The sequence below is a fragment of the Yeosuana sp. genome (assembly GCF_057126245.1).
The window spans coordinates 13,799-39,498 of the sequence record NZ_DBNGMQ010000108.1 but is presented as its reverse complement, the minus strand read 5'-3'; the positions used below and the strand labels follow the sequence as shown (position 1 = coordinate 39,498).

At 31.1% G+C, this 25,700-nt stretch carries 27 protein-coding genes; 19 read left to right on the top strand and 8 right to left on the bottom strand.

The window, feature by feature from the left end; genetic code table 11:
• Positions 1-51 precede the first annotated feature (51 nt).
• From AC15TD_RS14480 to AC15TD_RS14455, 6 genes are all read left to right on the top strand, one after another.
• Entirely contained in the window at positions 52-567 is a 516-nt protein-coding gene (locus tag AC15TD_RS14480) for a GNAT family N-acetyltransferase (protein WP_484452854.1), read from the top strand.
• An 18-nt stretch (positions 568-585) separates the two neighbouring features.
• Positions 586-819 carry a CBU_0592 family membrane protein gene (locus tag AC15TD_RS14475; protein ID WP_484452853.1) on the top strand — a complete coding sequence of 78 codons (234 nt, stop codon included), beginning with the start codon at positions 586-588 and terminating at the stop codon, positions 817-819.
• 86 nt (positions 820-905) lie between these two features.
• Positions 906-1,613 (top strand): VIT1/CCC1 transporter family protein, encoded by a 708-nt coding sequence (locus tag AC15TD_RS14470; RefSeq protein ID WP_484452852.1) that lies wholly within the window; start codon positions 906-908, stop codon positions 1,611-1,613.
• A 107-nt stretch (positions 1,614-1,720) separates the two neighbouring features.
• Positions 1,721-3,034: a M16 family metallopeptidase gene (locus AC15TD_RS14465; RefSeq protein WP_484452851.1), complete on the top strand. Its 1,314-nt coding sequence runs from the start codon at positions 1,721-1,723 to the stop codon at positions 3,032-3,034.
• Between the two features lie 4 nt (positions 3,035-3,038).
• On the top strand, positions 3,039-4,421 hold the full coding sequence (locus tag AC15TD_RS14460; RefSeq protein WP_484452850.1) for a M16 family metallopeptidase: 1,383 nt from the start codon (positions 3,039-3,041) through the stop codon (positions 4,419-4,421).
• Positions 4,421-4,591, top strand: coding sequence for a hypothetical protein (locus AC15TD_RS14455; RefSeq protein ID WP_484452849.1), 171 nt, complete (start codon positions 4,421-4,423; stop codon positions 4,589-4,591). Before AC15TD_RS14460 ends, AC15TD_RS14455 begins: the two co-directional genes overlap by 1 nt.
• A gap of 135 nt (positions 4,592-4,726) precedes the next feature.
• On the opposite strand, the gene AC15TD_RS14450 is transcribed toward AC15TD_RS14455, so the two are convergent.
• The gene (locus AC15TD_RS14450; protein ID WP_484452848.1) at positions 4,727-6,211 is read right to left on the bottom strand and encodes an aminopeptidase P N-terminal domain-containing protein; all 1,485 of its coding nucleotides are present in this window, start codon (positions 6,209-6,211) and stop codon (positions 4,727-4,729) included.
• Positions 6,212-6,408: 197 nt separating this feature from the next.
• Between AC15TD_RS14450 and gcvT the strand changes: the two genes are divergently transcribed.
• The 10 genes from gcvT to AC15TD_RS14400 all read left to right on the top strand — a co-directional run bounded on the left by gcvT (position 6,409) and on the right by AC15TD_RS14400 (position 17,405).
• Positions 6,409-7,491 (top strand): glycine cleavage system aminomethyltransferase GcvT, encoded by a 1,083-nt coding sequence (gcvT, locus tag AC15TD_RS14445; protein WP_484452847.1) that lies wholly within the window; start codon positions 6,409-6,411, stop codon positions 7,489-7,491.
• A gap of 1 nt (position 7,492) precedes the next feature.
• The gene (locus AC15TD_RS14440; RefSeq protein WP_484452846.1) at positions 7,493-8,407 is read left to right on the top strand and encodes a glutaminase; all 915 of its coding nucleotides are present in this window, start codon (positions 7,493-7,495) and stop codon (positions 8,405-8,407) included.
• Between the two features lie 19 nt (positions 8,408-8,426).
• Positions 8,427-9,257, top strand: a complete 831-nt coding sequence (locus tag AC15TD_RS14435; RefSeq protein ID WP_484452845.1) for a sugar nucleotide-binding protein — start codon at positions 8,427-8,429, stop codon at positions 9,255-9,257.
• 60 nt (positions 9,258-9,317) lie between these two features.
• Positions 9,318-9,611 carry a 4a-hydroxytetrahydrobiopterin dehydratase gene (locus AC15TD_RS14430; RefSeq protein WP_484452844.1) on the top strand — a complete coding sequence of 98 codons (294 nt, stop codon included), beginning with the start codon at positions 9,318-9,320 and terminating at the stop codon, positions 9,609-9,611.
• 89 nt (positions 9,612-9,700) lie between these two features.
• Positions 9,701-10,420, top strand: a complete 720-nt coding sequence (locus tag AC15TD_RS14425; RefSeq protein ID WP_484452843.1) for a YebC/PmpR family DNA-binding transcriptional regulator — start codon at positions 9,701-9,703, stop codon at positions 10,418-10,420.
• Positions 10,421-10,583: 163 nt separating this feature from the next.
• Positions 10,584-12,170, top strand: coding sequence for a PQQ-binding-like beta-propeller repeat protein (locus AC15TD_RS14420; RefSeq protein WP_484452842.1), 1,587 nt, complete (start codon positions 10,584-10,586; stop codon positions 12,168-12,170).
• Positions 12,171-12,318: 148 nt separating this feature from the next.
• Positions 12,319-13,941, top strand: coding sequence for a M1 family metallopeptidase (locus AC15TD_RS14415; RefSeq protein ID WP_484452841.1), 1,623 nt, complete (start codon positions 12,319-12,321; stop codon positions 13,939-13,941).
• Positions 13,942-14,054: 113 nt separating this feature from the next.
• Positions 14,055-15,509 (top strand): RimK family protein, encoded by a 1,455-nt coding sequence (locus AC15TD_RS14410; RefSeq protein WP_484452840.1) that lies wholly within the window; start codon positions 14,055-14,057, stop codon positions 15,507-15,509.
• Positions 15,502-16,725, top strand: coding sequence for a glutamate-cysteine ligase family protein (locus AC15TD_RS14405; protein ID WP_484452839.1), 1,224 nt, complete (start codon positions 15,502-15,504; stop codon positions 16,723-16,725). Before AC15TD_RS14410 ends, AC15TD_RS14405 begins: the two co-directional genes overlap by 8 nt.
• Positions 16,722-17,405, top strand: coding sequence for an N-formylglutamate amidohydrolase (locus AC15TD_RS14400; protein WP_484452838.1), 684 nt, complete (start codon positions 16,722-16,724; stop codon positions 17,403-17,405). Before AC15TD_RS14405 ends, AC15TD_RS14400 begins: the two co-directional genes overlap by 4 nt.
• On the opposite strand, the gene AC15TD_RS14395 is transcribed toward AC15TD_RS14400, so the two are convergent.
• From AC15TD_RS14395 to AC15TD_RS14365, 7 genes are all read right to left on the bottom strand, one after another.
• Positions 17,406-18,134: an NYN domain-containing protein gene (locus tag AC15TD_RS14395; RefSeq protein ID WP_484452837.1), complete on the bottom strand. Its 729-nt coding sequence runs from the start codon at positions 18,132-18,134 to the stop codon at positions 17,406-17,408.
• A 65-nt stretch (positions 18,135-18,199) separates the two neighbouring features.
• Positions 18,200-18,748, bottom strand: coding sequence for a 1-acyl-sn-glycerol-3-phosphate acyltransferase (locus tag AC15TD_RS14390; protein WP_484452836.1), 549 nt, complete (start codon positions 18,746-18,748; stop codon positions 18,200-18,202).
• 1 nt (position 18,749) lies between these two features.
• Positions 18,750-19,832 (bottom strand): iron-containing alcohol dehydrogenase family protein, encoded by a 1,083-nt coding sequence (locus AC15TD_RS14385; RefSeq protein WP_484452835.1) that lies wholly within the window; start codon positions 19,830-19,832, stop codon positions 18,750-18,752.
• 154 nt (positions 19,833-19,986) lie between these two features.
• Positions 19,987-20,691: an HAD family hydrolase gene (locus tag AC15TD_RS14380; RefSeq protein ID WP_484452834.1), complete on the bottom strand. Its 705-nt coding sequence runs from the start codon at positions 20,689-20,691 to the stop codon at positions 19,987-19,989.
• On the bottom strand, positions 20,682-21,410 hold the full coding sequence (kdsB, locus tag AC15TD_RS14375) for a 3-deoxy-manno-octulosonate cytidylyltransferase (RefSeq protein WP_484452833.1): 729 nt from the start codon (positions 21,408-21,410) through the stop codon (positions 20,682-20,684). Before kdsB ends, AC15TD_RS14380 begins: the two co-directional genes overlap by 10 nt.
• Positions 21,411-21,462: 52 nt before the next feature.
• The gene (locus tag AC15TD_RS14370; RefSeq protein WP_484452832.1) at positions 21,463-22,029 is read right to left on the bottom strand and encodes a DUF4126 domain-containing protein; all 567 of its coding nucleotides are present in this window, start codon (positions 22,027-22,029) and stop codon (positions 21,463-21,465) included.
• A gap of 20 nt (positions 22,030-22,049) precedes the next feature.
• Entirely contained in the window at positions 22,050-23,474 is a 1,425-nt protein-coding gene (locus tag AC15TD_RS14365; RefSeq protein ID WP_484452831.1) for an ATP-dependent DNA helicase, read from the bottom strand.
• A 129-nt stretch (positions 23,475-23,603) separates the two neighbouring features.
• Between AC15TD_RS14365 and AC15TD_RS14360 the strand changes: the two genes are divergently transcribed.
• The 3 genes from AC15TD_RS14360 to AC15TD_RS14350 are packed head-to-tail and all read left to right on the top strand — an operon-like array spanning position 23,604 to position 25,688.
• Entirely contained in the window at positions 23,604-24,344 is a 741-nt protein-coding gene (locus AC15TD_RS14360; protein WP_484452830.1) for a hypothetical protein, read from the top strand.
• A complete protein-coding gene (locus AC15TD_RS14355) occupies positions 24,328-25,149 on the top strand; it encodes a DUF3822 family protein (protein ID WP_484452829.1) in 822 nt (273 codons plus the stop codon). The genes AC15TD_RS14360 and AC15TD_RS14355 overlap by 17 nt, the downstream gene beginning before the upstream one ends.
• Positions 25,149-25,688: an RsmD family RNA methyltransferase gene (locus tag AC15TD_RS14350; RefSeq protein WP_484452828.1), complete on the top strand. Its 540-nt coding sequence runs from the start codon at positions 25,149-25,151 to the stop codon at positions 25,686-25,688. The genes AC15TD_RS14355 and AC15TD_RS14350 overlap by 1 nt, the downstream gene beginning before the upstream one ends.
• Positions 25,689-25,700: the final 12 nt, after the last annotated feature.

Below are 25,700 nucleotides of genomic sequence, written 5' to 3'. Positions count from 1 at the left end.
GATGTGTAATTTTAAAAATTTAGAAAGGGATAAGCTTCCTGTTTTCAATTTATGACCAATATAGTCAGGGCAACTTTAAAAGATATCGAAATACTAGCTCAAATAGGTAAATCGTCTTTCATTGAATCACATGGAAGAAGTGCTTCTAAAGAAACTATTCAGAATTATATAAACAAGAATTTTACAATCAAAGAGTTTGAAGAAGAGTTAAAAGAGTCTAATAATATTTTTTATATTATTTACTTTGATAACAATGCGGTTGGATATTCTAAAATTATTTTTAATTGTCAACATCCGAATATTCCCATTAAAAATATCACTAAATTAGAGCGTTTATACGTACTTGAAGCCTTTCATTCTTTAAAATTAGGATTAGAACTTTTTAATTTTAACCTTGATGAATCTGTTAAATACCAACAAGTAGCTATGTGGTTATACGTTTGGACAGAAAACTATAAAGCTATCAATTTTTATAAAAAATTCGGATTTAAAATAGTAGGGCATCATGATTTTCAAATTACAGCGACGCATTCTAACCCAAACCACCACATGCTATTAACTTTTTAAAATCAAAAATATAATTCGATGAATGTTATAGACTGGATAGGATTTTTTGGCGTATTCCAAATATTACTCGCTTATATTTTAAACATAACAGGAATAGCAGCCAATAAAAGCCTAATATTTATAATTTTAAACTTTACGGGGGCTGTGATGGCATGCATTGCCTCTATTCTACTTAACTATTGGCCTTTTATTATTTTGGAAGGCGTTTGGGCTTTGGTGTCATTATACGCATTAATATCTTCAAGAAAATAAAAACACATTAAAGACTTAGTTTTGTTTCAAATTCAAAAAAAATAGAATTCAAATTCTTATCTTTCTATAAACTTTAAAGATTTACAATGACAGACGTTTTAGATGATTATTTAGACAATCATTATATCCACAGAAGTAATTGGTTAAGAGCTGCAGTTCTTGGAGCTAACGATGGTATTTTGTCAACAGCCAGTATTGCAATTGGTGTTGCTGCAGCAAGTGACATAAAAGATCCTATAATTTTGGCGACGCTAGCTGGTTTAGTTGCCGGAGCATTGTCTATGGCGGCAGGAGAATATGTATCTGTAAGTTCTCAAACAGATGTTGAAAAAGCTGATATTGATCGAGAAAAAATAGAATTAGAAGAAATGCCCGAATTGGAATTACAACGACTCGCTGAAATTTACGAAAAAAGAGGCTTAAAAAAGGAAACAGCACTAACAGTAGCGAAAGAATTGACCGAAAATGATGCATTAGCTGCCCATATAAGAGACGAACTTGGAATTAATGAGATCAGCCAGGCAAAACCAATACAAGCAGCACTTGCCTCAGGCTTGGCATTCACATTTGGTGGAGTTTTTCCTTTATTAGTAGTTATTTTTTTCCCTGTTAAGAATATGGAGTATTTTCTTTACGGATTTGCCATTATTTTCCTTGTCATATTAGGGTCTTTAGCTGCTAAAACCGGTGGTTCAAGTATTACTAAAGCTGTTATTAGAATTACATTTTGGGGTACTGTTGCTATGGGATTAACAGCCCTTGTAGGATATTTATTCGGTGTTAATCTTGCTTAATAATACAAAACATTAAATCATAGTCTATTGATATATCCAATTAAATGGATTTAGCTTAAATTAGTATTCATCAATATTAAATTAAAGCAATAACTAATAAAATAAGTATGAAAAAATTATTGATTCTTCTTTTACTTTTTTTAAATGCTCTATCCTATGGGCAAATGACTTCGGAAGATGTGAAAACCTTTACTCTAAAAAATGGAATGAAATTTTTAGTGGTGGAAGATTTTTCTATTCCAAATGCAAATATGTATTTATTTTACAAAGTTGGCAGTAGAAATGAATATCAAGGAATAACTGGTTTGTCCCACTTTTTTGAGCATATGATGTTTAATGGAGCGAAAAAATATGGACCTAAAATGTTTGATCAAGTTATGGAATTTAATGGAGGTGCTAACAACGCTTATACCACACAGGACCTTACCGTTTATACAAACTGGTTTCCTGTATCGTCTACAGAAGTTATGTTTGATCTTGAAGCCGATAGAATTTCCAGTTTAAGTATTGACCCTGAAATGGTTGAAAGTGAAAGAGGCGTTGTTTTAAGTGAACGGAGAACTGGTTTAGAGAACTCCCCTTGGAGAAATATTATTCAATCTGTACAGGCTACCGCTTTTATAGAGCATCCATATCATTGGCCGGTAATAGGCTTTGAAGATGACATGAAAAACTGGACTCAAGAAGATTTAGAACGTTATTTTAAAACCTACTATGCTCCCAACAATTGTGTCGTTGTCGTTTCAGGAGCCATAAAATTAGACAAAGTAAAAGAATTGGCGATAAAATATTTAGAACTTATTCCTTCACAAACAGCGCCTCCAGAAGTTCATATTAAAGAGCCAGAGCAAAGGGGTGAACGAAGAATTACTGTTCAGAAAGATGTAGCCAACCCATATTTAGTTATAGGTTATCATGTCCCTGAAGCACAAAACGAAGATTATTATGCTTTAAGTATTTTAAGCTCTATCCTATCAAGTGGAAAATCCTCTAGATTATACGCTTCATTGGTTGATGAAAAGCAATTAGCCACAACAGTATTTACGTCTTATGGGGAAACGTTTAATCCGAATCTTTTCTACTTCTATTCGTCTGCTAATAAAGATGTGAATGAAAACGACCTAGAAAAGGCCATATATGACGAGTTAGAAAAAATTAAAACTCAAGGAATTTCCGAAAAGGAACTGCAAAAAATCAAAAATCAAAAATTGATAGAATTTTATAATCAAATAGAAACCATTAATGGAAAATCAAATAATATTGGTACCTATGAGCTGTTCTTTGGAGATTATAAAAAAATGTTTCAAGCTCCAGAAAACTTCAACAAGGTTACGGTAGAAGATGTTAAAAATATTACAAATAAATATTTCAAAAAAAGCAATAGAACTGTAGGTGTTTTAAAAACAAACGTAGAAGAATAATATTATGAAAGAAATAAAAAAATTAGTTGTACTCCTCTGCTTTACAGTTTTATCATATTCTGGTATGAACGCTCAAGGCTATAAACTACCAGAATTCACCAAATTCAAATTAGATAATGATTTAACCATTTATTTAATGGAACAACACGATGTTCCTCTAATTAGTGTTTCTGCTATTTTTCCAGCTGGAGCTATTTATGATGATATCAAAGCTGGATTAGCGCGACTCACTGCAATGTCATTGAAACATGGCACTAAAAATTTTACTAAAAACGAAATTGATGAAACTTTAGATTTTATTGGTGCAGGAGTAAGCGTTTCTGCATCTAAAGAATATGCAACGTTATCTTCTAAATTTGCAACAAAGGACAGAAATAGTGTTATGACAATTATCAAAGAACTGCTTAGACATCCTGTTTTTGATGAAAGTGAATTTGACAAAGAGAAAAGTCGTGCACTAGTAGAACTAGAAACAAATAAAGAAAGTCCTAAATCAGTTATAGGAGATTATTTTGATAAACTTTTATTTGGTGATCATGTTTATGGTAATTCGCTGAGCGGAACAAAGGAATCGGTAGAAAGCATTACAATCAATGATATTAAGAACTTCTACAAAACCAATTATACGCCAAACAATACGGCTATAAGTATTGTAGGTGATTTCAATTCTAATGAAATGAAGAAAATGGTTACTTCATTATTTTCCGATTGGAAGAAAGACACTTCAATCTTAAATAAGCTAACATCGGAGCCCATTATAAAGCCTACAGACGGACAAGTGTTATTAGTTAATAAAGACGATGCTAATGAAACCACATTTTATATTGGAGCTCTAGGGGTTACAAGAAAGAATAAAGACATCGTAGCTATTCAAGTGGTTAACACCTTATTTGGAGGTAGATTTACTTCCATGTTGAATGAAGAACTTCGAACAAACTCTGGTTTAACTTATGGTGCCAGAAGTAGGTTTAGATATTTTAAAAATGGAGGAACTTTTTATGTCAGCACTTTTACAGCCAAAGAAACTACAGAACAAGCTATAGATTTAGCTTTGGAAGTTACAAACCGATTACATAATAAAGGCATTGATGAAAAATCTTTAGAATCCGCAAAGAATTATGTTAAAGGACAATTTCCACCAAATTATGAAACAATTAGTCAATTATCAGATCTTTTAATAGAAATGTTTTGGTATGATTTAGATAAAACAGTTATCAATGATTTCGAAAAAAATGTTGATGAATTAACAATTGAAAAATCAAAGAAAATAATAGAGAGTTATTTTCCAAAAGATAATCTTCAATTTGTTCTCATTGGAAAAGCTTCTGAAATTAAAAATATTGCGGAAAAATATGGAACGGTCAAACAAGTTGACATAAAAGATTAATGCGCTTATATTGGATGTCTCCAGTACAAGCTGAAATTCAACAATTTATTGACTTTAGAAATAAATATAATGTACCGATATTAATGGGTAAAAGCGTTGAAAATGATAATACTTGGATTAAAGGTTTTAGACAACTATTGGATAAAAATAATATTCACTGGACATTTTAACCTTACAAGAAAATGGATAATACGCGAGGACCTATGAATTTTGAAAATTGCTACCCAAATAAAGACTATTGTGACGCATTAGGTTTAGACTATAATAAAATATCTAATTAACTAAAACGGCATAACTAACGGTTATCAATCTAAATTTGGTAATTCAAAACTTCCGAAAGGACTTGTTTCTTTCATCAAGGCTTCAATCTCATTCGATTTACGTGGCGCTTCATCAGACAAATTAATAGGGCCATTTTCAGTGATTAAAATATCATCTTCAATTCTAACAGCAATGCCCCACCATTTTTTATTACACGGACTTCCGTCAGGGATATAAATGCCCGGTTCTACTGTAATCACCATATTAGGTTGAAAAGGACCTCTTAAATTCGTATCGTGTACATCTAAACCAATGTGATGTGAAGTTCCGTGGGGAAAATAGCGTCTTGCTTCCTTTTCATCTTTTGCAATGCCTAAAGCAATCAATCCTTTATTAACCACTTTTCTGGCAGCCGTATCTGGCGAACGCAAATTATTCCCAACAACAGTAACAGCAATACCTGCTTCTTGTGCGTCATAAACTAAATCATAAATTAATTTTTGTTCTGGGTTAAATGTTCCATTGGCCGGAATCGTTCTGGTTACATCGGCTGTATAACCATGATATTCTGCTCCTAAGTCCATCAATACTAAATCGTTATCTACTTTCATCCGCGTGTTTTCAATATAGTGCAATACACAACCATTATTTCCAGCACCTACAATACTTGGATAACCTTCATACTCGCTGCCATATTTTTTATAAACATATTCATGAACGCCTTGAATTTCTGCTTCTGACATACCAACGTGCATGGCTTTCATAATTTCGCGTTGTCCCATAGCCGAAATGCGCACTGCTTTTTTTAACAACACCATTTCATCGTCCGTTTTAACTTCACGTAAGCCAGCCATTAATTTTGCTAGGGTTTTATGGTCTTTAGTTACTTTTTTTTCTTTAATCGAATTAGTGTTCTGATTTAACTCAATATCCATATCATCGCTAGTAACAACGGTAGTTTCTGTATAATCAATCTGCGATTTAAAGGTTTGAATTAAATTATATAAATCAGTTTTGTCTCGTTTTGAATCTCTATAATCATCTTTAAATTCCTCAAACATTACGGCATCAAATTTGGTAAAATTAATACCGTTATTTATAAAATCTTCTCCATTAAAAGCATTTTGAAAACCCAATTTTGATTGAGCCCCTTCAATGCCTAAACGTTTCCCTGTCCATTGTTCTGCTAATGCATTTCGTTTTTGCACATAGAACAACTCATTATACGATTCGCCTTTTTTATTTGTTTGATTGTCTGAAAAAATAACCAATACCGCATGAGGCTCTTTATAACCTGTTAAATAATAAAAGTTTGGATCTTGATGATACACATACTCAACATCATTAGCCCTATTTCTAACAGGATTCGCAAAAAATACGGCAACTGTGTTTTTTGGCATGTTAGAACGCAGTGCTTCTCGTCTATTCTTATGAAATTCAGATGATAAATAATCTTGAGGTGCACCGTCTTGGGCAAGTACTGAAAACGTCACTAAAAAAAGGCAAAGGAATTGGAAGATTGCTTTCATAAATCTATTTTATTTTTTTTTGAAAAATAATAATAAAAAATGGAAAAGATGGAATGCCTAAAAATTATGACAAATAATTAAGAATACTTTAACGAAAGTAAGGTTTAATCTTTTTGTCACTCCAAAGTAAATCTATAAATTTTCAATACATTTGCGCTTTAAATTTTCAAGCATTTACAGAACTAAAAACCGTTTTTATGAGAAATACAGCCTTAACAGAAACCCATGTTGCTCTTGGAGCTAAAATGGTTCCTTTTGCCGGATTTAATATGCCTGTTCAATATGAAGGCGTAACGGCAGAACATGAAACTGTACGACAAGCTGTTGGTGTATTTGATGTCTCTCACATGGGAGAATTTTTAATTGAAGGCGAACATGCGTTAAATTTAATTCAGAACGTATCAAGTAATGATGCCTCAAAGTTAACCATTGGAAAAGCGCAATACAGCTGTATCCCAAATGATGATGGTGGTATTGTAGACGATTTAATTATTTACAAAATAAAAGAAGAAACCTACCTTTTAGTGGTAAATGCTAGTAACATTGATAAAGACTGGAACTGGATTCAATCTAAAAACAGTTTTGGAGCTGTTATGCGTAATTTAAGTGATGATTACTCTCTACTTGCTATTCAAGGTCCAAAAGCTATTGAAGCGATGCAGTCTTTAACCAGTCATAATTTAGCCGAAATTAAATTCTACAATTTTGTAGTGGGTGATTTTGCAGGGATAGAACACGTCATTATTTCTGCTACAGGATATACTGGTAGCGGTGGTTTTGAAATTTATTGTAAAAACACTGAAGTCAAGCAAATTTGGGATAAAGTTTTTGAAGCTGGAGCTGACTTTGGGATCAAACCTATTGGTTTGGCAGCTCGAGATACTTTGCGCTTAGAAATGGGCTATTGTTTATATGGAAATGATATAGATGACACAACTTCACCGATTGAAGCGGGTTTAGGGTGGATAACAAAATTTACTAAAGACTTTACAAATTCAGAAGCTTTAAGATCTCAAAAAGAAGGCGGTGTTACTCGCAAACTTATAGCATTTGAATTAGATGAGCGCGGTATTCCAAGACATGGCTATGATATTGTTGATGGTAACGGAAACAAAATTGGAGAAGTCACTTCTGGCACCATGTCACCAAGTTTAGGTAAAGGTATTGGTTTGGGATATGTGTCAACTGTTTTTTCGGATGTAAATAGCAAAATCAATATACAAATCCGTAAAAATACTATTCCCGCGACCGTTGTGAAATTGCCATTTTACAAACAGTAACATGCGAAATTTTCAACCAATTCTGAAAGAAATTTATGCCTCTGTTGCTAATACCAAAGACAAAGGTACTGTAGCCTCATACATTCCAGAATTGGCAATAGTTGATAAACAAAATTTTGGCATCCATTTAAGAACCTTAGATGGTTATGAATATGCCATCGGCGATTTTAATAAGCCTTTTTCTATTCAGAGTATTTCAAAAGTATTAACACTCACGAAAGCAACTTCTATCATAGGAAATAATATATTAAAACGTGTAGGAGTAGAACCTTCTGGCCACCCGTTTAATCAGTTAGCTCTGTTAGAAATTGAAAATGGGATTCCCAGAAACCCTTTTATCAATGCTGGAGCTATTGTGATTGCAGATATATTAGTATCACGATTAAAAAATCCGAAAGAAGATTTTTTAAATTTTGTAAAAGGAATTACTAATGATAATTCTATACATTTTAATAAATCAGTTGTTCATTCAGAAAAAATTACAGGATTCAAAAATTATGCAGCTGCTAACCTTTTAAAATCTTTTGGTAATTTAGAAAATGATGTTGAAGATGTTTTAGATTTTTATTTCCATCAATGTTCCATTGAAATGACATGCAGTCAACTATCAACTGCATTTTATTTATTTGCAAATAAGGGAAAATGCTTGCAAAATATTTTACATCTTACAGAAAGTCAAGTAAAGCGCATTAATGCACTCATGTTAACATGCGGTTTTTATGATGAAGCTGGAGAATTTGCCTTTGAAGTGGGTTTACCTGGTAAAAGTGGTGTTGGTGGTGGTATTGTAGCACTTCTTCCGCATGATTTTATTATCGCCACATGGTCACCCGGACTCAATATTAATGGCAACTCTAAACTTGGTATGCAAGCGTTAGAACAATTTACTACCAAAACACAACTATCTATTTTCTAGTAGATTTTTACATTGAATTATGATAGAAAAAGAAAATAAACATAGAATATTAATTTTAGGAGCCAGTGGTTTTTTGGGGGGTGCTATGTACAAAGAGCTATGCTCCTATTTTAGAACCTTTGGGACATATCATAGAGATAATTTTAGCTTTAGTAAAAACAACCATTTTTTTCAATATCATTTAGAGGAAGATGATGTATTTGAAATTCTAAATATTGTAAAACCAACCATCATTATATCATCACTTAGGGGTAATTTCTCAGCGCAAGTGATTGTACACAAACATCTTTCAGAATATATTTTATCAACCGATTGTAAACTCATTTTCTTATCATCTGCAAACGTTTTTGATGCTTACAGCAAATACCCTAGCTATGAAAATGATAAAACACTAAGCAATAGCATTTACGGGCATTTCAAAATAAAAATTGAAAATATGCTATTGAGACTTCCTAAAAAGAAAGTGGTTATCATACGATTACCCATGGTTTTTGGCACACAATCGCCGCGATTAATTAAGATTACTCAAAGTTTAAAAGAAAAAACTCCTATTGACGTATTTCCTAATTTAATTATGAATGTCACAACAGATTCGAGAGTGTCGCAACAAATTCATTATATTATCAATAGAAACAAGACTGGCGTATTCCATCTTGGAAGTAATGATTTAGTGCATCATGATGACTTTATCAAAGAAATTATTGGTGTTTTAGGGGCTAAAAAGGCCATTTTAAAAAACGTTTATACAACTAACGATGAACGCTATCTAGCTGTATTACCAAAAGACAATAAGCTACCCAAACATTTACAATCAGTGAGTCAAGAAATATTATCAGAATTAGAAAGATAATAGAATATTTTATTTTCAAATCAGTAATTTAGTATCATACATAATTAAAATTAAAAAACGATGAATAAACTTTCAGAACAGGATATAGAAAAAAGACTTTTAAGATTTCCAGATTGGGATTATTTTGAGGATGCTATTCATGCCGAGTTTGAATTTGAAAATTTTAAAGACTGTTTTAGTGCCATGAGTAGAATTGCTTTTGAGTGCGAAGCATTAAATCACCATCCAAATTGGTCTAATGTATACAACGTCCTTACCATTTCCTTATCAACACATAGTGCTAATGGTGTTACAGATTTAGATTTTAAACTAGCAGAAGCAATAGAGACTATTGTAGAACCAGAAGACGAATAATTTTATTATTTCAAGTAGCATTATTACTTTTGTAGGCACAAAAAATTACAACTATAAATTTCCTTTTTTAGGACCCAAAAACAAGATATATGGGAAGAGCTTTTGAATTTAGAAAAGCACGAAAAATGAAGCGCTGGTCTGCAATGAGCAAAGCTTTTACACGCATTGGTAAAGATATTGTCATGGCTGTAAAAGAAGGTGGTGCAGACCCAGATAGTAATGCGCGTTTAAGAGCAGTAATACAAAATGCTAAGGCAGTGAACATGCCTAAAGACAATGTAGAGCGCGCTATAAAAAGAGCAAGTGATAAAAGTCTCGGTGATTATAAAGAAGTTATATTTGAAGGTTATGCACCTCATGGAATTGCAGTTTTAGTTGAAACGGCAACAGATAACAACACCAGGACGGTTGCGAATGTAAGAAGTTATTTTAATAAATGTGACGGAAGTTTAGGCACCTCTGGTTCGGTGGTATTTATGTTCGACCATACATGTAACTTCAGAATTGACGCTGAAGGATTAGATCCTGAGGAAGTTGAATTGGAATTTATAGATTATGGTGCTGAAGAGGTTTTTGCGGATGATGATGGTATCTTAATTTATGCGCCTTTTGAAAGTTTTGGTGCTATCCAAGCTGAATTAGAATCGAGAGGAATTGAAATTTTATCGTCTGGTTTTGAGCGTATTCCTCAGGTTACAAAGAAGCTAACACCTGAAGAAGCTGCAGATGTTGAAAAACTATTAGAAAAATTGGATGATGATGATGACGTACAAAACGTGTATCATACCATGGAGGAAACTGAAAATTAAAAATACTGTTTTAAATAATTTTTAATTAAGAGGATTTTATATCCTCTCTTTTTTAAAATATTCTAAAAAAATAATTAAGGAATTCCATTCTTATGACTTTTGTCATAGGATTTTTTTGATTTACTGCTTACATTTATAAGTCATCTTATAACATATTTTAATGATGAAAAGTAGAATTTTTACTATCGCTTTACTTCTAATTATTCTTCAGTTATATGCCCAAAACACACCTATTGAGAGCATAAATAAAAAAGTAGTTGGTAAAAATTTTATTCTTCAAAATAATATAAATGCTAATGAATTTAATTTCTCGAAAAGAATTCATCGTCTTTATATAGATAGCATTTCAGGTTATGCCACTATTCAATTAAGAAAGCTTAGCAAAAATGGCAAACTACTTGGTGTAAATGGACAAATTATTGTTTATGATTTAAAAAATCAAAAAATTAAATGGACAAAAAAAATTGATTATTCTAATTCTAGCCTGAGGCAGTATAATGATATTATTATTTTATCTAAAGGGAATAATAGTATACGATTAGATAATGAAAATGGTTCTACAATATGGAAAATTAAGAATGATTTTTATTATGTAGATCCTTCTGAAAAAATTGGAATAGGTTATAAATATAATGGCTTAGGTGGCCATTTACATACGTTAGAAAGAATTGATCTTAAAAATGGTAATACTATTTGGGAAAGAGAATTAAATAGAGAATATGGATGGAATAAAATAAAAACCTTAAATGAATCAGACTTACTAATTGTTGCAGGAGGTTTACATGTCCTAAACAAAAAAACGGGGTTGGGTTGGGATTATGAAACAGTCACTGGAAAAAAAGACTATACAGAAACTATTGCTAAAAATGTTGGAGGAATTGCATTAGGTGTTCTAACTGGGACGTATGTGGTTTCATCCGGTTCTAATTTGGTTCGAGATATAAATTCTAATGTTATCATTGATAGTATAAATATTTATTTTGCTTCAAAAGAAAAGCTATCAAAGATTAATCGGGTTGATGGCAGTATTGTTTGGTCTTATAACTTACCCGAGAAATTAATGAGCAAATCTTCTATTTTGGAAAAAGATTCTACTTTATTGCTGTTGAATAAAGGGTATGCCTATTGGAAAAATAAATCAATAAATTTTGGCGAACCATTCATGCTATTGATAGACAAAATAACTGGTAAAAAAATCTATTATAAGACCTTTGATGAGAAAGAAAACCCCATTTATGATTCTAAATTAGAAAATGATAGTTTATTACTTTTATTTAGTAATAAACTTGAAAAATATACTTTAAAAAATGGTTCTTTAGTCAGTTCAAAATCCTTTAATTCTGAGCAATTTGGAACGTTCAAATTCTTTATTGCTAATCAGTTATATACAAAATCTGATGATCCTATTTTAAAATATCATACTCTTAATGATTCAGTAAATTATTTCGCACAAACAAGTCTGAGCAAAACTTTGAAAATAGATACAAATCTCAACCTACTCCACGAATATGATTTTGAAGACTTATATCTCGTTAAAACTTCTAAAATCAATAATACTTTTTTAAATAAAGGTGATATAACAATAATAATAGATTTAAATGGTCATCCTATTGCAGAGTTAAATATGTCTTTCCCTTTTACTATATTCGGTAATAAGTTATACGGTATTAAGGAAAATCAATTATTGGAAGTAGACTTAACTGAATTAATGAATGCCGTTAATCAAAATAACCGTAAATTAATTCATTGAATTTTATTATTACTTTTTATTTTTATTCATCAAATATTATATGTTTAATATTTTTTATTTCGAATGACTATAAAGAACAAATTTATATTCAGTATTGTGTAGATATTAGATTGAAATAATATTGTAAATGACTAAGATGTTTTTTAAAATGAGTAGAATTAAGTATGTAAAGAGTGTTTTTATTTTAATACTAGTTTTCAATTTATCATTTCCTCAATTAATGGCACAAGACCATGAATTAAGGTTGGAGTCTATTGATATTCTAAACTATAAATTTAATCTGACTCTATCCGATGATTCAAATGAAATTCAAGGTATTGCAGAAGTAAAAATAAAATTCAAAAAACCTCTTACGGAGTTCAGCCTAGATCTCGTAGAAAAACAACTTGATAATAATGGTATGAGCGTCTCTTCAATATTAGAAGAAAATAATCAAATAGCCTTCACACAAGGAAATCATAAACTGAAGTTTGATATAGATTTAACTAAAAGTGATGACATAAGAACTTATAAAATTACCTACCATGGCATCCCATCTGATGGTTTAATAATTTCTAAAAACAAGTATGGAGACAGAACTTTTTTTGGTGATAACTGGCCAGATCGCGCTAAAAACTGGATTCCTGTTGTAGATCATCCTTCTGAAAAAGCTACCGTTGAATGGGTGATTATTGCACCTTCACATTATCAAAGTATTGGAAATGGTTTACTCATAGAAAAAACTAATTTGAAAGATAAAAAAATCTTAACACGCTGGAAAACGAATACTCCTATACCATCTAAAATTATGGTTATTGGTGTGGCACAATTTGCTGTTGAATATCTCGAAGAAGTTAATAATATCCCAGTTTCATCATGGGTGTTTCCTCAAGATAGAAATAACGGATTTAAAGACTATGCTGCGGCCATACCAGTTTTAAAATTCATGATGGAACATGTTGGTGCCTATCCGTTTAGAAAATTAGCCAATGTTCAGTCGAAAACACTTTATGGAGGTATGGAAAATGCTGGTAACATTTTTTATAATGAGAATTATATTTCTGGTAAAGGCGATTATGAAGATACAATTGCTCATGAAGTTGCTCATCAATGGTTTGGCGATTCGGCTTCAGAATTAAATTGGTATCACGTTTGGTTAAGCGAAGGTTTTGCAACCTATTTTGAAAATCTCTTTTTTGAAAATAATTATGGTCGTGATTCATTTGTTAAAAAAATGAAAGCTGACAGACAAAAAGCGTTACGCTTTTCCAAATTGAGTCAGGCTCCAATCGTAGACACGTCTGTAACAGATTATTTAAAACTTCTTAATCCAAATTCTTATCAAAAAGGTAGTTGGGTACTTCATATGCTAAGAAAGGAATTAGGAGACGACCTGTTTTGGCAAGGAATTCGAGCTTATTATGAAAAATATAAGTTTGGCAATGCGCTTTCAGAAGATTTTGAGCGTGTTATAGAAACGGTTTCTGGCAAAGATTTCTCAACGTTTTTTAAACAATGGTTATATCAATCTGGACATCCAAAATTGGAAGTTAAATGGGAATTTAAAGATGTTTTGATTTTAGAAATCAAACAAACTCAGGATTATCTTTTCACCTTTCCGATTGATATTAAAATTAATTTTGAAGATGGCAGTTCTTCAATCATCACTAAAACAGTTTTAGAACAAACATTAAAAACAATTTTACCAATGATAAAAAACGTGTCATCCATTGAATTAGATCCGAACACATGGTTATTTTTTGAGAAAATATCAATAATTAAGAAAAATTAAACATATTATATTCTTTTAAAATAATCGTTTATAAAAAATATATCCGCTTGTAAAAGTTATTAAAAAATATTATACTTTTAATATAAATTTTATATCGCTATGCGGCGCTACTAATGAACAAATATATTGTTGTCAATCAACCTGAAAAATGGAGTTTTTCGATTGAGAATATTAGAGTCATTTCTTCACAAGATTATCTTACAAATCCAAAATATTCCTTATTAAAAAAAGCAAGAATCTTTAATCTTTGTAAAGATTATTCCTATCAATCTAAAGGATACTATGTATCACTTTTGGCAGAAGCTAGAGGACATTTACCTATACCAAAAGTTAAAAACTTAGTAGATTTAAAAACTTTAAAGTTAGTTAGATTGGTCTCTGAGGAGTTTGATGATGTGATTCAACAAAGTTTAAAAAACATTAAATCGCAAGACTTCACGCTCAGTATTTATTTCGGACAAAACGTTGCTCAAAAATACAAGGAATTAAGCAGTCTTTTTTATAAGCATTTTCAAGTGCCTTTTTTACGGGCCAAGTTTAATCATACAACCAAATGGAATATTCAGAGTATTAAGGTTATATCAGAATCTGAAATTCCGGAAGAGCATATTGAAAGTGTTCACATTTTTGCAAATCAATATTTTTCAAAAAAACGTTATGATACTTTAAAGGTGTTTAATTCAGATTTTGATTTGGCTATTTTGGTAAACCCTAATGATTCTGCACCACCAAGTAATTCAAAAGCATTAAAAAGGTTTATTGATGTTGCTGAAAAGATGAAAATTTATGTTGAAATTATAGAACCTAAAGACCAACCGCGCTTAACGTCCTTTGATGCTCTTTTTTTAAGACAAAGTACCGAAGTTAATAATGAAGCTTACGCATTTGCTAGAAAAGCACAACAAGAAGGTATGGCTATTATTGATTACCCCGATTCTATTTTAAAATGCTGCAATAAAGTGTATATGGCGGAAGCACTTCAAAATGCTAATATAAATACACCAAAAACAATTATTGTACATAAAGATAATCGCAACATTGTTCTTGAACTTATCGGCTTGCCGTGTGTATTAAAAGCTCCAGATTCTACATTTTCATTTGGTGTAAAAAAGGCAAAAACCGAAGATGAGTATAATACCTTGGTTTCTCAAATGCTCAAGGAGTCAGACTTGATTATTGCTCAAGAGTTTTGTCCGTCAACTTATGACTGGCGTATTGGGATCATTGATGATAAGCCCATTTTTGCCTGTAAGTATTATATGGCAAAAGATCATTGGCAAATTTACAATTGGGACGCTAATAAAAAAGATGATCAAGATGGAAATGCTGACTGTTTACCGATTGAGAAAGTTCCTAAAAAAGTGTTGTCCATGGCATTAAAATCGGCTAAATTAATGGGTAAAGGACTTTATGGTATTGATATAAAGGTTATTGATAACGTTCCTATGGTTATTGAAATTAATGATAATCCAAACATAGACTTTGGTGTTGAGGATGCCTATTATGGTGATACTGTTTATACAGAAGTTCTCAACGCTTTTAAAAAACGTTTAGAGTCGCATGAATAAATATCATTTATTTGAAGTTTACGGTATTGAACTTGAATATATGCTCGTAAATTCTTCCAATTTAAAAGTAGCTCCTATAGTTGATGTTTTATTAACAAAAAAGAACGGAACTTTAACCTCTGATATAGAAAATGGACATATTGCCTGGAGTAATGAATTAGTCGGGCACGTTATTGAACTAAAAACAAATGGTCCAAAAACCAGTTTGGAACATCTTTCGGATAATTTTCATGAAAACATCGTTGAAATTAATGCCATTTTAAAGCCTTTACATACTCAATTACTTTCTACGGGAGCACATCCATTGATGAATCCGTTAACAGATATGCAGCTTTGGGAACATGATAATAATGACGTCTATGAATTGTATAATAGAATTTTCAATTGCAAAGGTCATGGCTGGAGTAATGTACAAAGCACACATATAAATTTACCGTTTTTCGATGATAAAGAATTTGAAAAGCTACATGCTGCCATAAGAATTATTTTACCGCTTATTCCTGGATTATGCGCTAGTTCACCTATTTTGGATGGAAGATCTACAGGATTTAAAGATACACGATTGGAATATTACAAATCCAATCAGAAAAAAATACCAGAACTAACAGGATCTGTTATTCCGGAGCGCGTATTTTCAAAAGGTGATTACTATGCATCAATTTTTGAGCCCATTAAAAAAGCAATAAAACCCTATGATAGTCGACATATTTTAGATTATCATTTCCTTAATTCTAGAGGTGCTATTGCTCGTTTTGATAGAAATTCTATTGAAATACGGTTGGTTGACATCCAAGAATGTCCAAAAGCGGATATCGCTATTTGCTCACTTATTATTGAAGTATTAAGGCTTTTAGTTGATAAAAAGTTAGCTTCTCTTCAATCACAAAAAAAATGGTTAAAACAAGACTTATTTGAAATTTTAAATGCGGTTATCAAGGATGCAGAATCTTTTAAAATTTCAAATATGGAATATCTGGATATGTTCGGCATCCATAATCCTTTGAGTGTTCAAAATATATGGACGCATTTATATCAATTAGCTAAGCCTAACATAAACAAATCATATCAAGAAGTTATTGAATTTATCTTGAAAGAAGGGACCTTAGCAACTCGTATATTAAAGGCTGTTGGATCTGATTATTCTGAAAAAAATATTCAAAAAGTATATTCAAAACTAGCTATCTGTTTGCAGGAAAACAGATTATTTATTCCATGAAACTTTTATTAACTTGTGAGCATGGCGGCAACCATGTGCCTGAAACGTACTATTTATGTTTCAAAGAAAATACAGAAGTTTTAAATACTCATAAAGGATATGATTTAGGTGCTTTAGATGTTTTTAACGCTTTAAAACCGCTTTCTGACTATTCTAAATTTAATAAAACAAGTAGGCTACTTATTGAACTAAATAGATCGTTGCATCACAAGAATTTATATTCGGAATATTCAAAACTCCTTTCAAAAACAAAAAAGAAAAGTCTTAAAGACATGTATTATTTACCATATAGAAATGATGTTGAAATTTCTATTAAAACTTTATTGGAGTCAGGAGAAAATGTACTTCATATTTCTGTGCATAGCTTTACTCCTATTTTGAATACTATAGAAAGGCACTGTGATATTGGATTACTATTTGATTCGTCAAACATTTCGGAATGGCAATTTTGCAAACGATTAAAAGCAGAAATAAAAACATTCAATCCGAATCTAAATGTCAGATTCAATTATCCGTATTTAGGTAAGGCTGATGGATTTACAACATATTTACGAACACAGTTTCCAGAAAACTATTTAGGAATTGAACTTGAAATCAATCAAAAGTTTTCTAAAAACAATAGGATGATGTTAACCATTAAGCAAACTCTTTTTCAAGCATTAAGTCAACTTGTTGATTAACTATTTATTCTTCACATAAATTAGTTTGAAACGTCCATTGCTTTGGTCTCTTTGCTCCATTTCAAACATATCTAAAGATTTAAACAAGGGGGTTAATTTTTCAAAACCAAAATTTCTAGCATCAAAATTAGGTTGCTTTTTAAGAATGAGGGAACCTACATCTCCTAAAAACGCCCAACCATCATCATCAGCGGCATCAGACACGGAGTTTTTAAGCATTCGTATTACTTTCGGTGTAAGATTATATAAATTCGCCTTTTCAGTTTTCTTTCCACCTTCAGCTTTGTCATCGACAGTATGTAATATTTCAAGATAAATAAACTTATCACACGCAACAATAAAAGGATCTGGAGTTTTCTTTTCTCCAATGCCATACACCTGTAGACCAGATTCACGTAAGCGTGTTGCTAATTTGGTAAAATCACTATCTGAAGATGCTAAACAAAACGCATCAACTTTATTGGAATACAAAATATCCATGGCGTCAATTATCATAGCAGAATCAGTGGCATTTTTTCCAGTTGTATAACTGTACTGTTGTATCGGACTAATGGCATTTTCAAGTAATACATTTTTCCATTTTGCTAAATGAGGCTTTGTCCAGTCACCATAAATTCTTTTTATGGTAGGAGTTCCGTATTTAGCAATTTCTTGCATCATTTCAGTAATATATTTTGAGGGGATATTATCGCCATCAATTAATACGGCTATTTTGGTGTCTTTTATCATATTCGTTAAAGGTACAAATTAATAGAGATTTGCTAAATTTATATTTACTAAAAAATGAGTTGTAATTATGAATACTCTGTTATTTTCCCGACGACCCCTTTATAAAAATTATGCATAAAAGCGAAATCTTTTTCTATATCATCTGTTGGGTAAAAAGGCTCTGAAATTTTATTTTGTTTATTTTTGAAATCAAGTGTAAACATAATGATTGGTACATTAGCAGTTTTAGCTATATAATAAAATCCTGTTCTCCATTTATCTACTTTTTTTCTGGTACCTTCGGGTGACATAGTCATTCTAAATTCATCTTTATCTTTAAAAAGTTTAGCAATTGCTTCCACTTTATTTTCTTTGGTATGCCTATCTATAGGAGCGCCTCCTAAAGCCCTAAAAAAACATCCAAGCGGAAAAACAAATAACTCTTTTTTACCTACAAAATTTGTTTTTATATTTAAAACAGATCTCAGTAAAACCCCAATATAGAAATCATGCCAGCTTGTATGTGGTGCCGCAATTATCACAGCCTTCTTAATTTTATCTTTTGAAAAGTCAATATTTCCAACAACTTTCCAACCGAGAACGTTATGATAAATAAATTTGGATAGTCGTTGCATATTACATTTTTTGGTAGAGTGCCTTTAGTTTTTCTTTCGTAATTGTTTTTTTCCAGTTTTTTCCAATAGCATTTTCCCAAAGTGGTTCAAGACTTAACGCTATTTTTATCATTTTATCAAATTCTGAGTCACTCAAATTAGCGCAAATTCCTTTTGGCAATCGAATGTTATGTTTATTCTTTATCTCTTTAAAAAGTTCAACACCTTCAGGATAAAACTCTTCTAAGTGATCAAATACGATACAGTTACCTATTCCATGTTTAATACCTAACAGGTAAGCTAACCCGTAACTCATGGCATGAGCAACACCAACTTGAGAATATGCAATACTCATACCGCCATGCCAAGACGCCATCATAAGTTTATCTTGCATCTCACTTTCAGAAAGATGATCTTCTAAAAATATATTTTTACAAAGTTCATGTGCCTTGTCTCCATAACTTTGACTAAATGCATTTAAATAAGAGCCATTTAATGATTCTATACAATGTATATAACAGTCCATTCCTGTAAAAAACCATTGATTTTTAGGAACTCCTTTCGTAAGTTCTGGATCTAAAACAACTTGATCAAAAGGTGTGTAATCAGAATTTATTCCAAGTTTCATTTCTGGTCCTGTAAGAACTGTTGTTCTCGAAACTTCTGCACCTGTTCCTGATATTGTAGGAATACCAACATGGTAAATCGCAGGATTTTTAACTAAATCCCACCCTTGGTAATCTTTTGCTTCACCTTCATTAGTCAACATAATAGATACGGCTTTTGCTAGATCTAACATGGTTCCACCACCAATTCCAATAATACCTGAAGTACTTTGTTTTGATGTTAATATAATATCCTCTACCAAAATATCTACTTGTTCGGTTTTCGGTTCTTCTTTTGAAGAAATATAAATAACGCGGTCATCATAAGCCAAAGGAATTCTTGATGTTAGCCAGGCATCACCTTTAAACACGTCGTCTACCAAATAGATAAACGGAGCGTTTATATTTAATCGCTTTGGGGAAATTATTTCACTTAACTGATTAAAACTACCTCTACCAAAAACAACTCTTGGTACCATGGGAAAGTTTTTATAATTCATCTAATATATTTTCTTTTCAGAGATTAAAATTAATCATTATTTTAAAATATAGAATTTAAATAGTTTTTAAATTATTATCATATAAAAAACTAAAATATTTAACATCTAGAATCATCATTTTCTTTCAATAAAAGATTTATATTTAATTACATTATTAATGTAACAGATTTAATAATTCTATTAAGCTATTAATCTTTTTATAGGCTTTTCCATTGCTTTCCTTTTCAGAGACTTTTTCATGAACCCATGTCGTATGAAATGGTACATGAATAGCTTTTGAATTTAAATTAACTAATGGCAAAATATCAGACTTTAACGAATTACCTATCATTAAAAACTCAGAAGGTTTAATATCTAAATGATTTAAAAGCTTCGAATAATTAGCTTCTTGTTTATCACTTAAGACTTCAATATGATGAAAATAATCTGTTAAACCCGATTTCTCTAATTTTCGTTCTTGATCAAGTAAATCGCCCTTCGTTGCTAAAATTAATCGATATTTTTTAGACAATTCTTTTAGAACTTCTTCAACACCATCAAGCAATTCCACAGGTTTGTCAAGCATCTCCTTTCCTATATTTAAAATAGATTGAATGGTTGCTTGTGAAACGTTATAATTAGATATTTCTAAAGCCATTTCAACCATAGACAATACAAAAGCTTTAACCCCATAACCATATAATGGCAGATTTTTCATTTCCATTTTAAAAAGTTCTTGGTCTGTTTTATTGGGTGTTTCAAATTCAGACATTAAATCACAAAATGCCACTTCAGCTTCACGAAAATAGGTTTCATTTACCCATAACGTATCGTCTGCATCAAAACCAATTACTTTTATATTGCTATAATCTATTTCCATATATTTTTTGCACGTTCTAAATCTTCTGGGGTATCAATCTCAACCCCTTGAACATCTGTTTCTACCATTTTAATGCGTTTACCATATTCTAAATAGCGAATACATTCAATTTTTTCAGATGCTTCTAAGGTTAACATAGGTAAATGGTAAAAGTCTAATATGGCTTCTTTTCTAAAAGCATAGACACCTTTATGTTTGAAGTATTTTACATTAACATCCTTGTCTCTCGGAAATGGAATCGTACTTCTAGAAAAATAAAGTGCAAAGTTATTTTGGTCTACAATAACTTTAACAGTATTCGGATTACTTATTTCATCCCAATCTGTGATATGAACCATTAATGAAGCCAAATCAATGTTTTTATCAAAATCATCTTTAAAAACGTCAATTAATTTTTTTAACGATTCTTTATCAGTAAAAGGTTCATCTCCTTGAACATTAATGACAATATCAATATCTAAAGATTCAACCGCCTCTGCTATTCTATCGCTTCCACATTCATGTTCTTTAATACTCATCATGGCTTTACCTCCATTATTTACAATTTCATCATAAATAATGTTACTATCCGTAACTACAATGACATCATCAAATAAGTCGGTAGCCAGTGTTGCCTCATAAGTTCTTAAAATAACGCTTTTACCTGCAAGATCTTGCATTAATTTTCCAGGAAATCGAGATGCACTATAACGTGCCGGTATCATTGAAATTATTTTCATTTATAAATGTAAATTCAATTAAGTTTCAAAAATATAATAATTATTAGAGATTCTAGACATTAGACTTCCTAAACTTGTTGTAGAGTCTAAAAGTTATGAATAATAAAAAAATAACTAAAACAAAAGCTAGAACTGGCAAAACAAATGAGATTATTGTCATTACAATTGAGGTTCCAGTTTCTACTATTGAAACAACCGGATTTCCAATTCCAGCTGTAGTTACAGTTGATGCCAGTCTCGTTGCACTAGAAGTTCCTGAAATAGCAATTGCTGTGCCACCACCAGCAATTATAGCCAAGGCCCATGTCATTTCTGGACTTAAGTTCACTATGGTTGAGAGCATAACGACTGTGCCAGCCACTGCTGCTAAAGGCACGGCGATACTATCTAATAAATTATCGATATACGGAATAAAGTATGCAAATATTTCAACGATGGTTGAAACCCCTAAAATAATTAATGCTGAAAGACTACCAATCCATCGCCATGAATCATTCAAATCTAAAACATTAAAATAAGACGCTAAACTTAAAGCAAATAAAGGTAAGAAGACTCTAAAACCTGCTGATGCAGCTAGACCAATACCAAGACAAATACTTATAACAGATTCTATATTCATTATTTAAAGATAATCAAAAACTATTCCTCAAAAAAATCATCTTTAAAACCTATTAAATACAACTTTTCTTTGGCTCTTGTTATGGCTGTATAAAGCCATCTAAGGTATTCTTTATCTATACCATTAGGCAAATACGGTTGTTCCACAAATACGGTATGCCATTGACCACCTTGTGATTTATGACAGGTAATGGCATAAGAAAACTTGACCTGCAAGGCATTAAAATATTTGTTGTTTTTAACTTTTAAAAACTTCTTGTAATTACTGGTTTCAGATTCGTAATCTTTCATAACTTCTTGATACAACTTATTGCCGTCTTCATAACTTAAAGAAGGCGATTCAGATTCAATCGTATCCAATAACAAAACAGTTTCAAATGGTCGCATTTTAGGATAATCAACCATTCTAACCTTAACTTCGGCGAAACGAAATCCGTATAAATCAATTAAATTAAAAATTTCTAGTACTTCAATAATGTCTCCATTAGCGATAAAACCAGCTTCAGATGTTGGTTTTACCCAGAAATAATTATTTTTAACCACCATGATATAATCTCCTGGTGTTAATTCATTTTCATTAAATAATATTCTATTCCTAATTTGTTTATTATATAAGTTAGCTCGTTTGTTACTTCTTACAATGATGGTGGTTTCTTCATGTCCTAGATCACTGTAAGAATCATTTACAGCGTCCATAACCTCTTGTCCGTCAATTAACCTTATAACATCCTTAAACGGGCTTAAATCGAACTTAAATGAATCATGAAACCCATTCGATAACGCTTCACGTAAAACGGTTGCATTTGCCAGAATACCCGAATCAAATTCTTGTCTTACCACTTCATCAAGCTCCATTTTAATCACCTCTTTGTTGTAATTTAGACTTAAAGTGTCTTCATTTAAAGCTGGACTTAAGTCTAATTTTACTGGTGGTAATTGTGCTGTATCGCCTATTAAAACAAGTTTACATTGATGACCAGAATATACATATTGCATTAAATCATCGAGAAGAGATCCGTTTTCAAATAATTTGGATTCTCCTGGTGTATCCGGAATCATAGATGCTTCATCAACAATAAAAATGGTGTTTTTATGTTTATTTGGCTGAAGTACAAATTTTACGCCTCCATTTTTTTCTTTTTTTGGAAAATATATTTTTTTATGAATTGTAAAGGCTTCCTTTCCTGAATAATTTGAGATAACCTTGGCTGCTCTTCCTGTTGGAGCCATTAATACAGCACTTTTTTTTGCTTTCCATAGGTTGGTAACTATAGTTCCAACTATCGTCGTTTTTCCAGTTCCTGCATACCCTTTTAAAACATATAAAGAGTTTGGTTGCTTATTAAAAATAAATTCTGATAATTGATTTAATACAATATTTTGCTTTTGAGTAGGTTCAAACGGAAATTCTTGGTTTATAAGTGAATAAAATTCAGTTGACGTCATTAAACTTGATAAATATTTATAATTATTCAAATATAGAAATGATTTTTACGTACATTGGTTTTTACGATTAAAAAAAAATTGTAGATTTGCGTATGACTATTATTTAAAATATTAATAAATAAACTTACTATGTTTAAAATACTTATTATTGCTGTTGTTGTCATCGTAGTTACATACGGTTTAGTTAAACTAGTTGACAAATTTATCCCTTCAAAATTTAAACCATTATTAATGATAGCTCTTTGGGTTGTTATTGGTTACTTGGGATACCAAACATTCATGTCTGTTTATGAGCCAATTCAATTTAATAAAACCAAAAACAAACGGTATGCTAAGGTTATTTCTAATTTAATTGATATTCGAGATTCTCAATTGGCATACAGACAAGTTACTGGAAGGTTTGCTGATGATTTTGATAAATTAGTTACGTTTATTGATACTGCTAAATTTACAATTACTCAAAGAAGAGATACGACGATTGTTGATGAAGAATTAACAAAAAGGTTTGGTGGTGTTGAAACCACAAAATCTATTGTACTTATTGATACTTTAGGATTTGTTCCTGTAAAAGATTCTTTATTTAAAACCTCTACGAGATATAAAACCATGATGAATGTGCCCGTTGGAAAAGAGGGTGCTAAGTTTGAATTAAAAGCGGGTATGTTAGATCAAAATGGCATCAAGATTCCTGTGTTTGAATCTAAAGTTAAAAAAGATATTATTTTGTCTGATCAATCAAGAGATTTGGTAATTCAAGAAAATCAAGTAGTTTCAGTTGATGGTGTAAATGGTGATGCTTTAAAAGTTGGGTCTATGGATGAAGTGAACACGAATGGTAACTGGCCAAAAGTATATGGCGCAAACGACTAATATTTCAAGTAAACATATAAATCAAGATTTGTCCATTCAAGTTAGCTTGAGTGGACTTTCTTTTTGTATACTACAAAGAGATACTCAGACCATTACATATTTAAAACATATTAATTTTGAAAAAAAGCTAAATCCTTTTGAGGTTTTAGAGAGATTAAAGCATGTTTTTAATACAGAAGATGTATTTAGAAGCACATTCAATGCGGTATATCTTACCCACATCAACGAACTTTCAACTTTTGTACCCAAACCACTTTTTAACGAAGACAACTTAGCCGATTATTTGAAATTTAACTCTAAAATTTTAAAAACAGACTTTATAACCTTTGATTCCATTCCGTTAAATGACAGTGTTAATGTGTATGTTCCATATGTAAACATTAATAATTTTATATATGATACCTATGGTAGTTTTACCTATAAACATATTTCAACAGTTTTAGTAGAAAATATTTTAGCTATTGAAAAAAATTCGGAAGATTTAAAATTATATGTAAATGTTAGTGACTCCCATTTTGATATCGTGGTTATAAAAAAAGGAGCACTTTTAATATATAATACTTTTGAATATTCAACTAAAGAAGACTTTATTTATTACATTCTTTTTACTTCAGAACAATTAGAATTAAACCCAGAAATTTTAAATCTTGTTTTTTTAGGGGACATTGATATAGAATCGGATCTTTATAAAATTGCCTTCAAATATATACGAAACGTCAATTTTGGTGACCGAAAAGACTCCTACAATTATTTAGAAGAACCAAAAACAAATTACTCCGATTTCACATTAATAAAAAGTTTTTAATGAGAATTATATCAGGTTTATATAAAAGCAGAAAAATAGTAGCTCCAAAAAACTTACCTGTGCGTCCTACTACAGATATGGCTAAGGAAGGATTATTTAATATTTTAAATAATCATTTCTATTTTGATGATATTTCCGTGTTGGATTTATTTGCAGGCACAGGAAATATAAGTTATGAGTTTGCTTCTCGAGGCACTGAAAATATTACGTGTGTAGATCAAGATTTTGGATGTGTTAAATTCATAAATCAAACGGCAGATTCCTTTAAAATGCCTATTCAGACCATTAAAAGTGATGTCTTCAAATATTTAGAAAAAGCAACGTTACAGGCTCATGTTATTTTTGCAGACCCACCTTATGGCTTTACCGATGAGCAGTTTAGTAACATTCCTGAATTAGTTTTTAAAAACAACCTCTTATTAGAAGACGGCTTACTCATTATTGAGCATTCAAAACATACCAATTTATCAAATCAAGAACATTACAGCTACTCGAAAAGTTATGGCGGCAATGTTTTTAGTTTTTTTGAATTAAAGTAAATTTTTATTCAA

Excerpts from the sequence above, each read along its gene's own strand:
- AC15TD_RS14480 (WP_484452854.1), top strand. The coding sequence starts at position 52 with ATGACCAATATAGTCAGGGCAACTTTAAAAGATATCGAAATACTAGCT.
- AC15TD_RS14475 (WP_484452853.1), top strand. The coding sequence starts at position 586 with ATGAATGTTATAGACTGGATAGGATTTTTTGGCGTATTCCAAATATTA.
- AC15TD_RS14470 (WP_484452852.1), top strand. The coding sequence starts at position 906 with ATGACAGACGTTTTAGATGATTATTTAGACAATCATTATATCCACAGA.
- AC15TD_RS14465 (WP_484452851.1), top strand. The coding sequence starts at position 1,721 with ATGAAAAAATTATTGATTCTTCTTTTACTTTTTTTAAATGCTCTATCC.
- AC15TD_RS14460 (WP_484452850.1), top strand. The coding sequence starts at position 3,039 with ATGAAAGAAATAAAAAAATTAGTTGTACTCCTCTGCTTTACAGTTTTA.
- AC15TD_RS14455 (WP_484452849.1), top strand. The coding sequence starts at position 4,421 with ATGCGCTTATATTGGATGTCTCCAGTACAAGCTGAAATTCAACAATTT.
- AC15TD_RS14450 (WP_484452848.1), bottom strand. The coding sequence starts at position 6,211 with ATGAAAGCAATCTTCCAATTCCTTTGCCTTTTTTTAGTGACGTTTTCA.
- gcvT (WP_484452847.1), top strand. The coding sequence starts at position 6,409 with ATGAGAAATACAGCCTTAACAGAAACCCATGTTGCTCTTGGAGCTAAA.
- AC15TD_RS14440 (WP_484452846.1), top strand. The coding sequence starts at position 7,493 with ATGCGAAATTTTCAACCAATTCTGAAAGAAATTTATGCCTCTGTTGCT.
- AC15TD_RS14435 (WP_484452845.1), top strand. The coding sequence starts at position 8,427 with ATGATAGAAAAAGAAAATAAACATAGAATATTAATTTTAGGAGCCAGT.
- AC15TD_RS14430 (WP_484452844.1), top strand. The coding sequence starts at position 9,318 with ATGAATAAACTTTCAGAACAGGATATAGAAAAAAGACTTTTAAGATTT.
- AC15TD_RS14425 (WP_484452843.1), top strand. The coding sequence starts at position 9,701 with ATGGGAAGAGCTTTTGAATTTAGAAAAGCACGAAAAATGAAGCGCTGG.
- AC15TD_RS14420 (WP_484452842.1), top strand. The coding sequence starts at position 10,584 with ATGAAAAGTAGAATTTTTACTATCGCTTTACTTCTAATTATTCTTCAG.
- AC15TD_RS14415 (WP_484452841.1), top strand. The coding sequence starts at position 12,319 with ATGAGTAGAATTAAGTATGTAAAGAGTGTTTTTATTTTAATACTAGTT.
- AC15TD_RS14410 (WP_484452840.1), top strand. The coding sequence starts at position 14,055 with ATGAACAAATATATTGTTGTCAATCAACCTGAAAAATGGAGTTTTTCG.
- AC15TD_RS14405 (WP_484452839.1), top strand. The coding sequence starts at position 15,502 with ATGAATAAATATCATTTATTTGAAGTTTACGGTATTGAACTTGAATAT.
- AC15TD_RS14400 (WP_484452838.1), top strand. The coding sequence starts at position 16,722 with ATGAAACTTTTATTAACTTGTGAGCATGGCGGCAACCATGTGCCTGAA.
- AC15TD_RS14395 (WP_484452837.1), bottom strand. The coding sequence starts at position 18,134 with ATGATAAAAGACACCAAAATAGCCGTATTAATTGATGGCGATAATATC.
- AC15TD_RS14390 (WP_484452836.1), bottom strand. The coding sequence starts at position 18,748 with ATGCAACGACTATCCAAATTTATTTATCATAACGTTCTCGGTTGGAAA.
- AC15TD_RS14385 (WP_484452835.1), bottom strand. The coding sequence starts at position 19,832 with ATGAATTATAAAAACTTTCCCATGGTACCAAGAGTTGTTTTTGGTAGA.
- AC15TD_RS14380 (WP_484452834.1), bottom strand. The coding sequence starts at position 20,691 with ATGGAAATAGATTATAGCAATATAAAAGTAATTGGTTTTGATGCAGAC.
- kdsB (WP_484452833.1), bottom strand. The coding sequence starts at position 21,410 with ATGAAAATAATTTCAATGATACCGGCACGTTATAGTGCATCTCGATTT.
- AC15TD_RS14370 (WP_484452832.1), bottom strand. The coding sequence starts at position 22,029 with ATGAATATAGAATCTGTTATAAGTATTTGTCTTGGTATTGGTCTAGCT.
- AC15TD_RS14365 (WP_484452831.1), bottom strand. The coding sequence starts at position 23,474 with ATGACGTCAACTGAATTTTATTCACTTATAAACCAAGAATTTCCGTTT.
- AC15TD_RS14360 (WP_484452830.1), top strand. The coding sequence starts at position 23,604 with ATGTTTAAAATACTTATTATTGCTGTTGTTGTCATCGTAGTTACATAC.
- AC15TD_RS14355 (WP_484452829.1), top strand. The coding sequence starts at position 24,328 with ATGGCGCAAACGACTAATATTTCAAGTAAACATATAAATCAAGATTTG.
- AC15TD_RS14350 (WP_484452828.1), top strand. The coding sequence starts at position 25,149 with ATGAGAATTATATCAGGTTTATATAAAAGCAGAAAAATAGTAGCTCCA.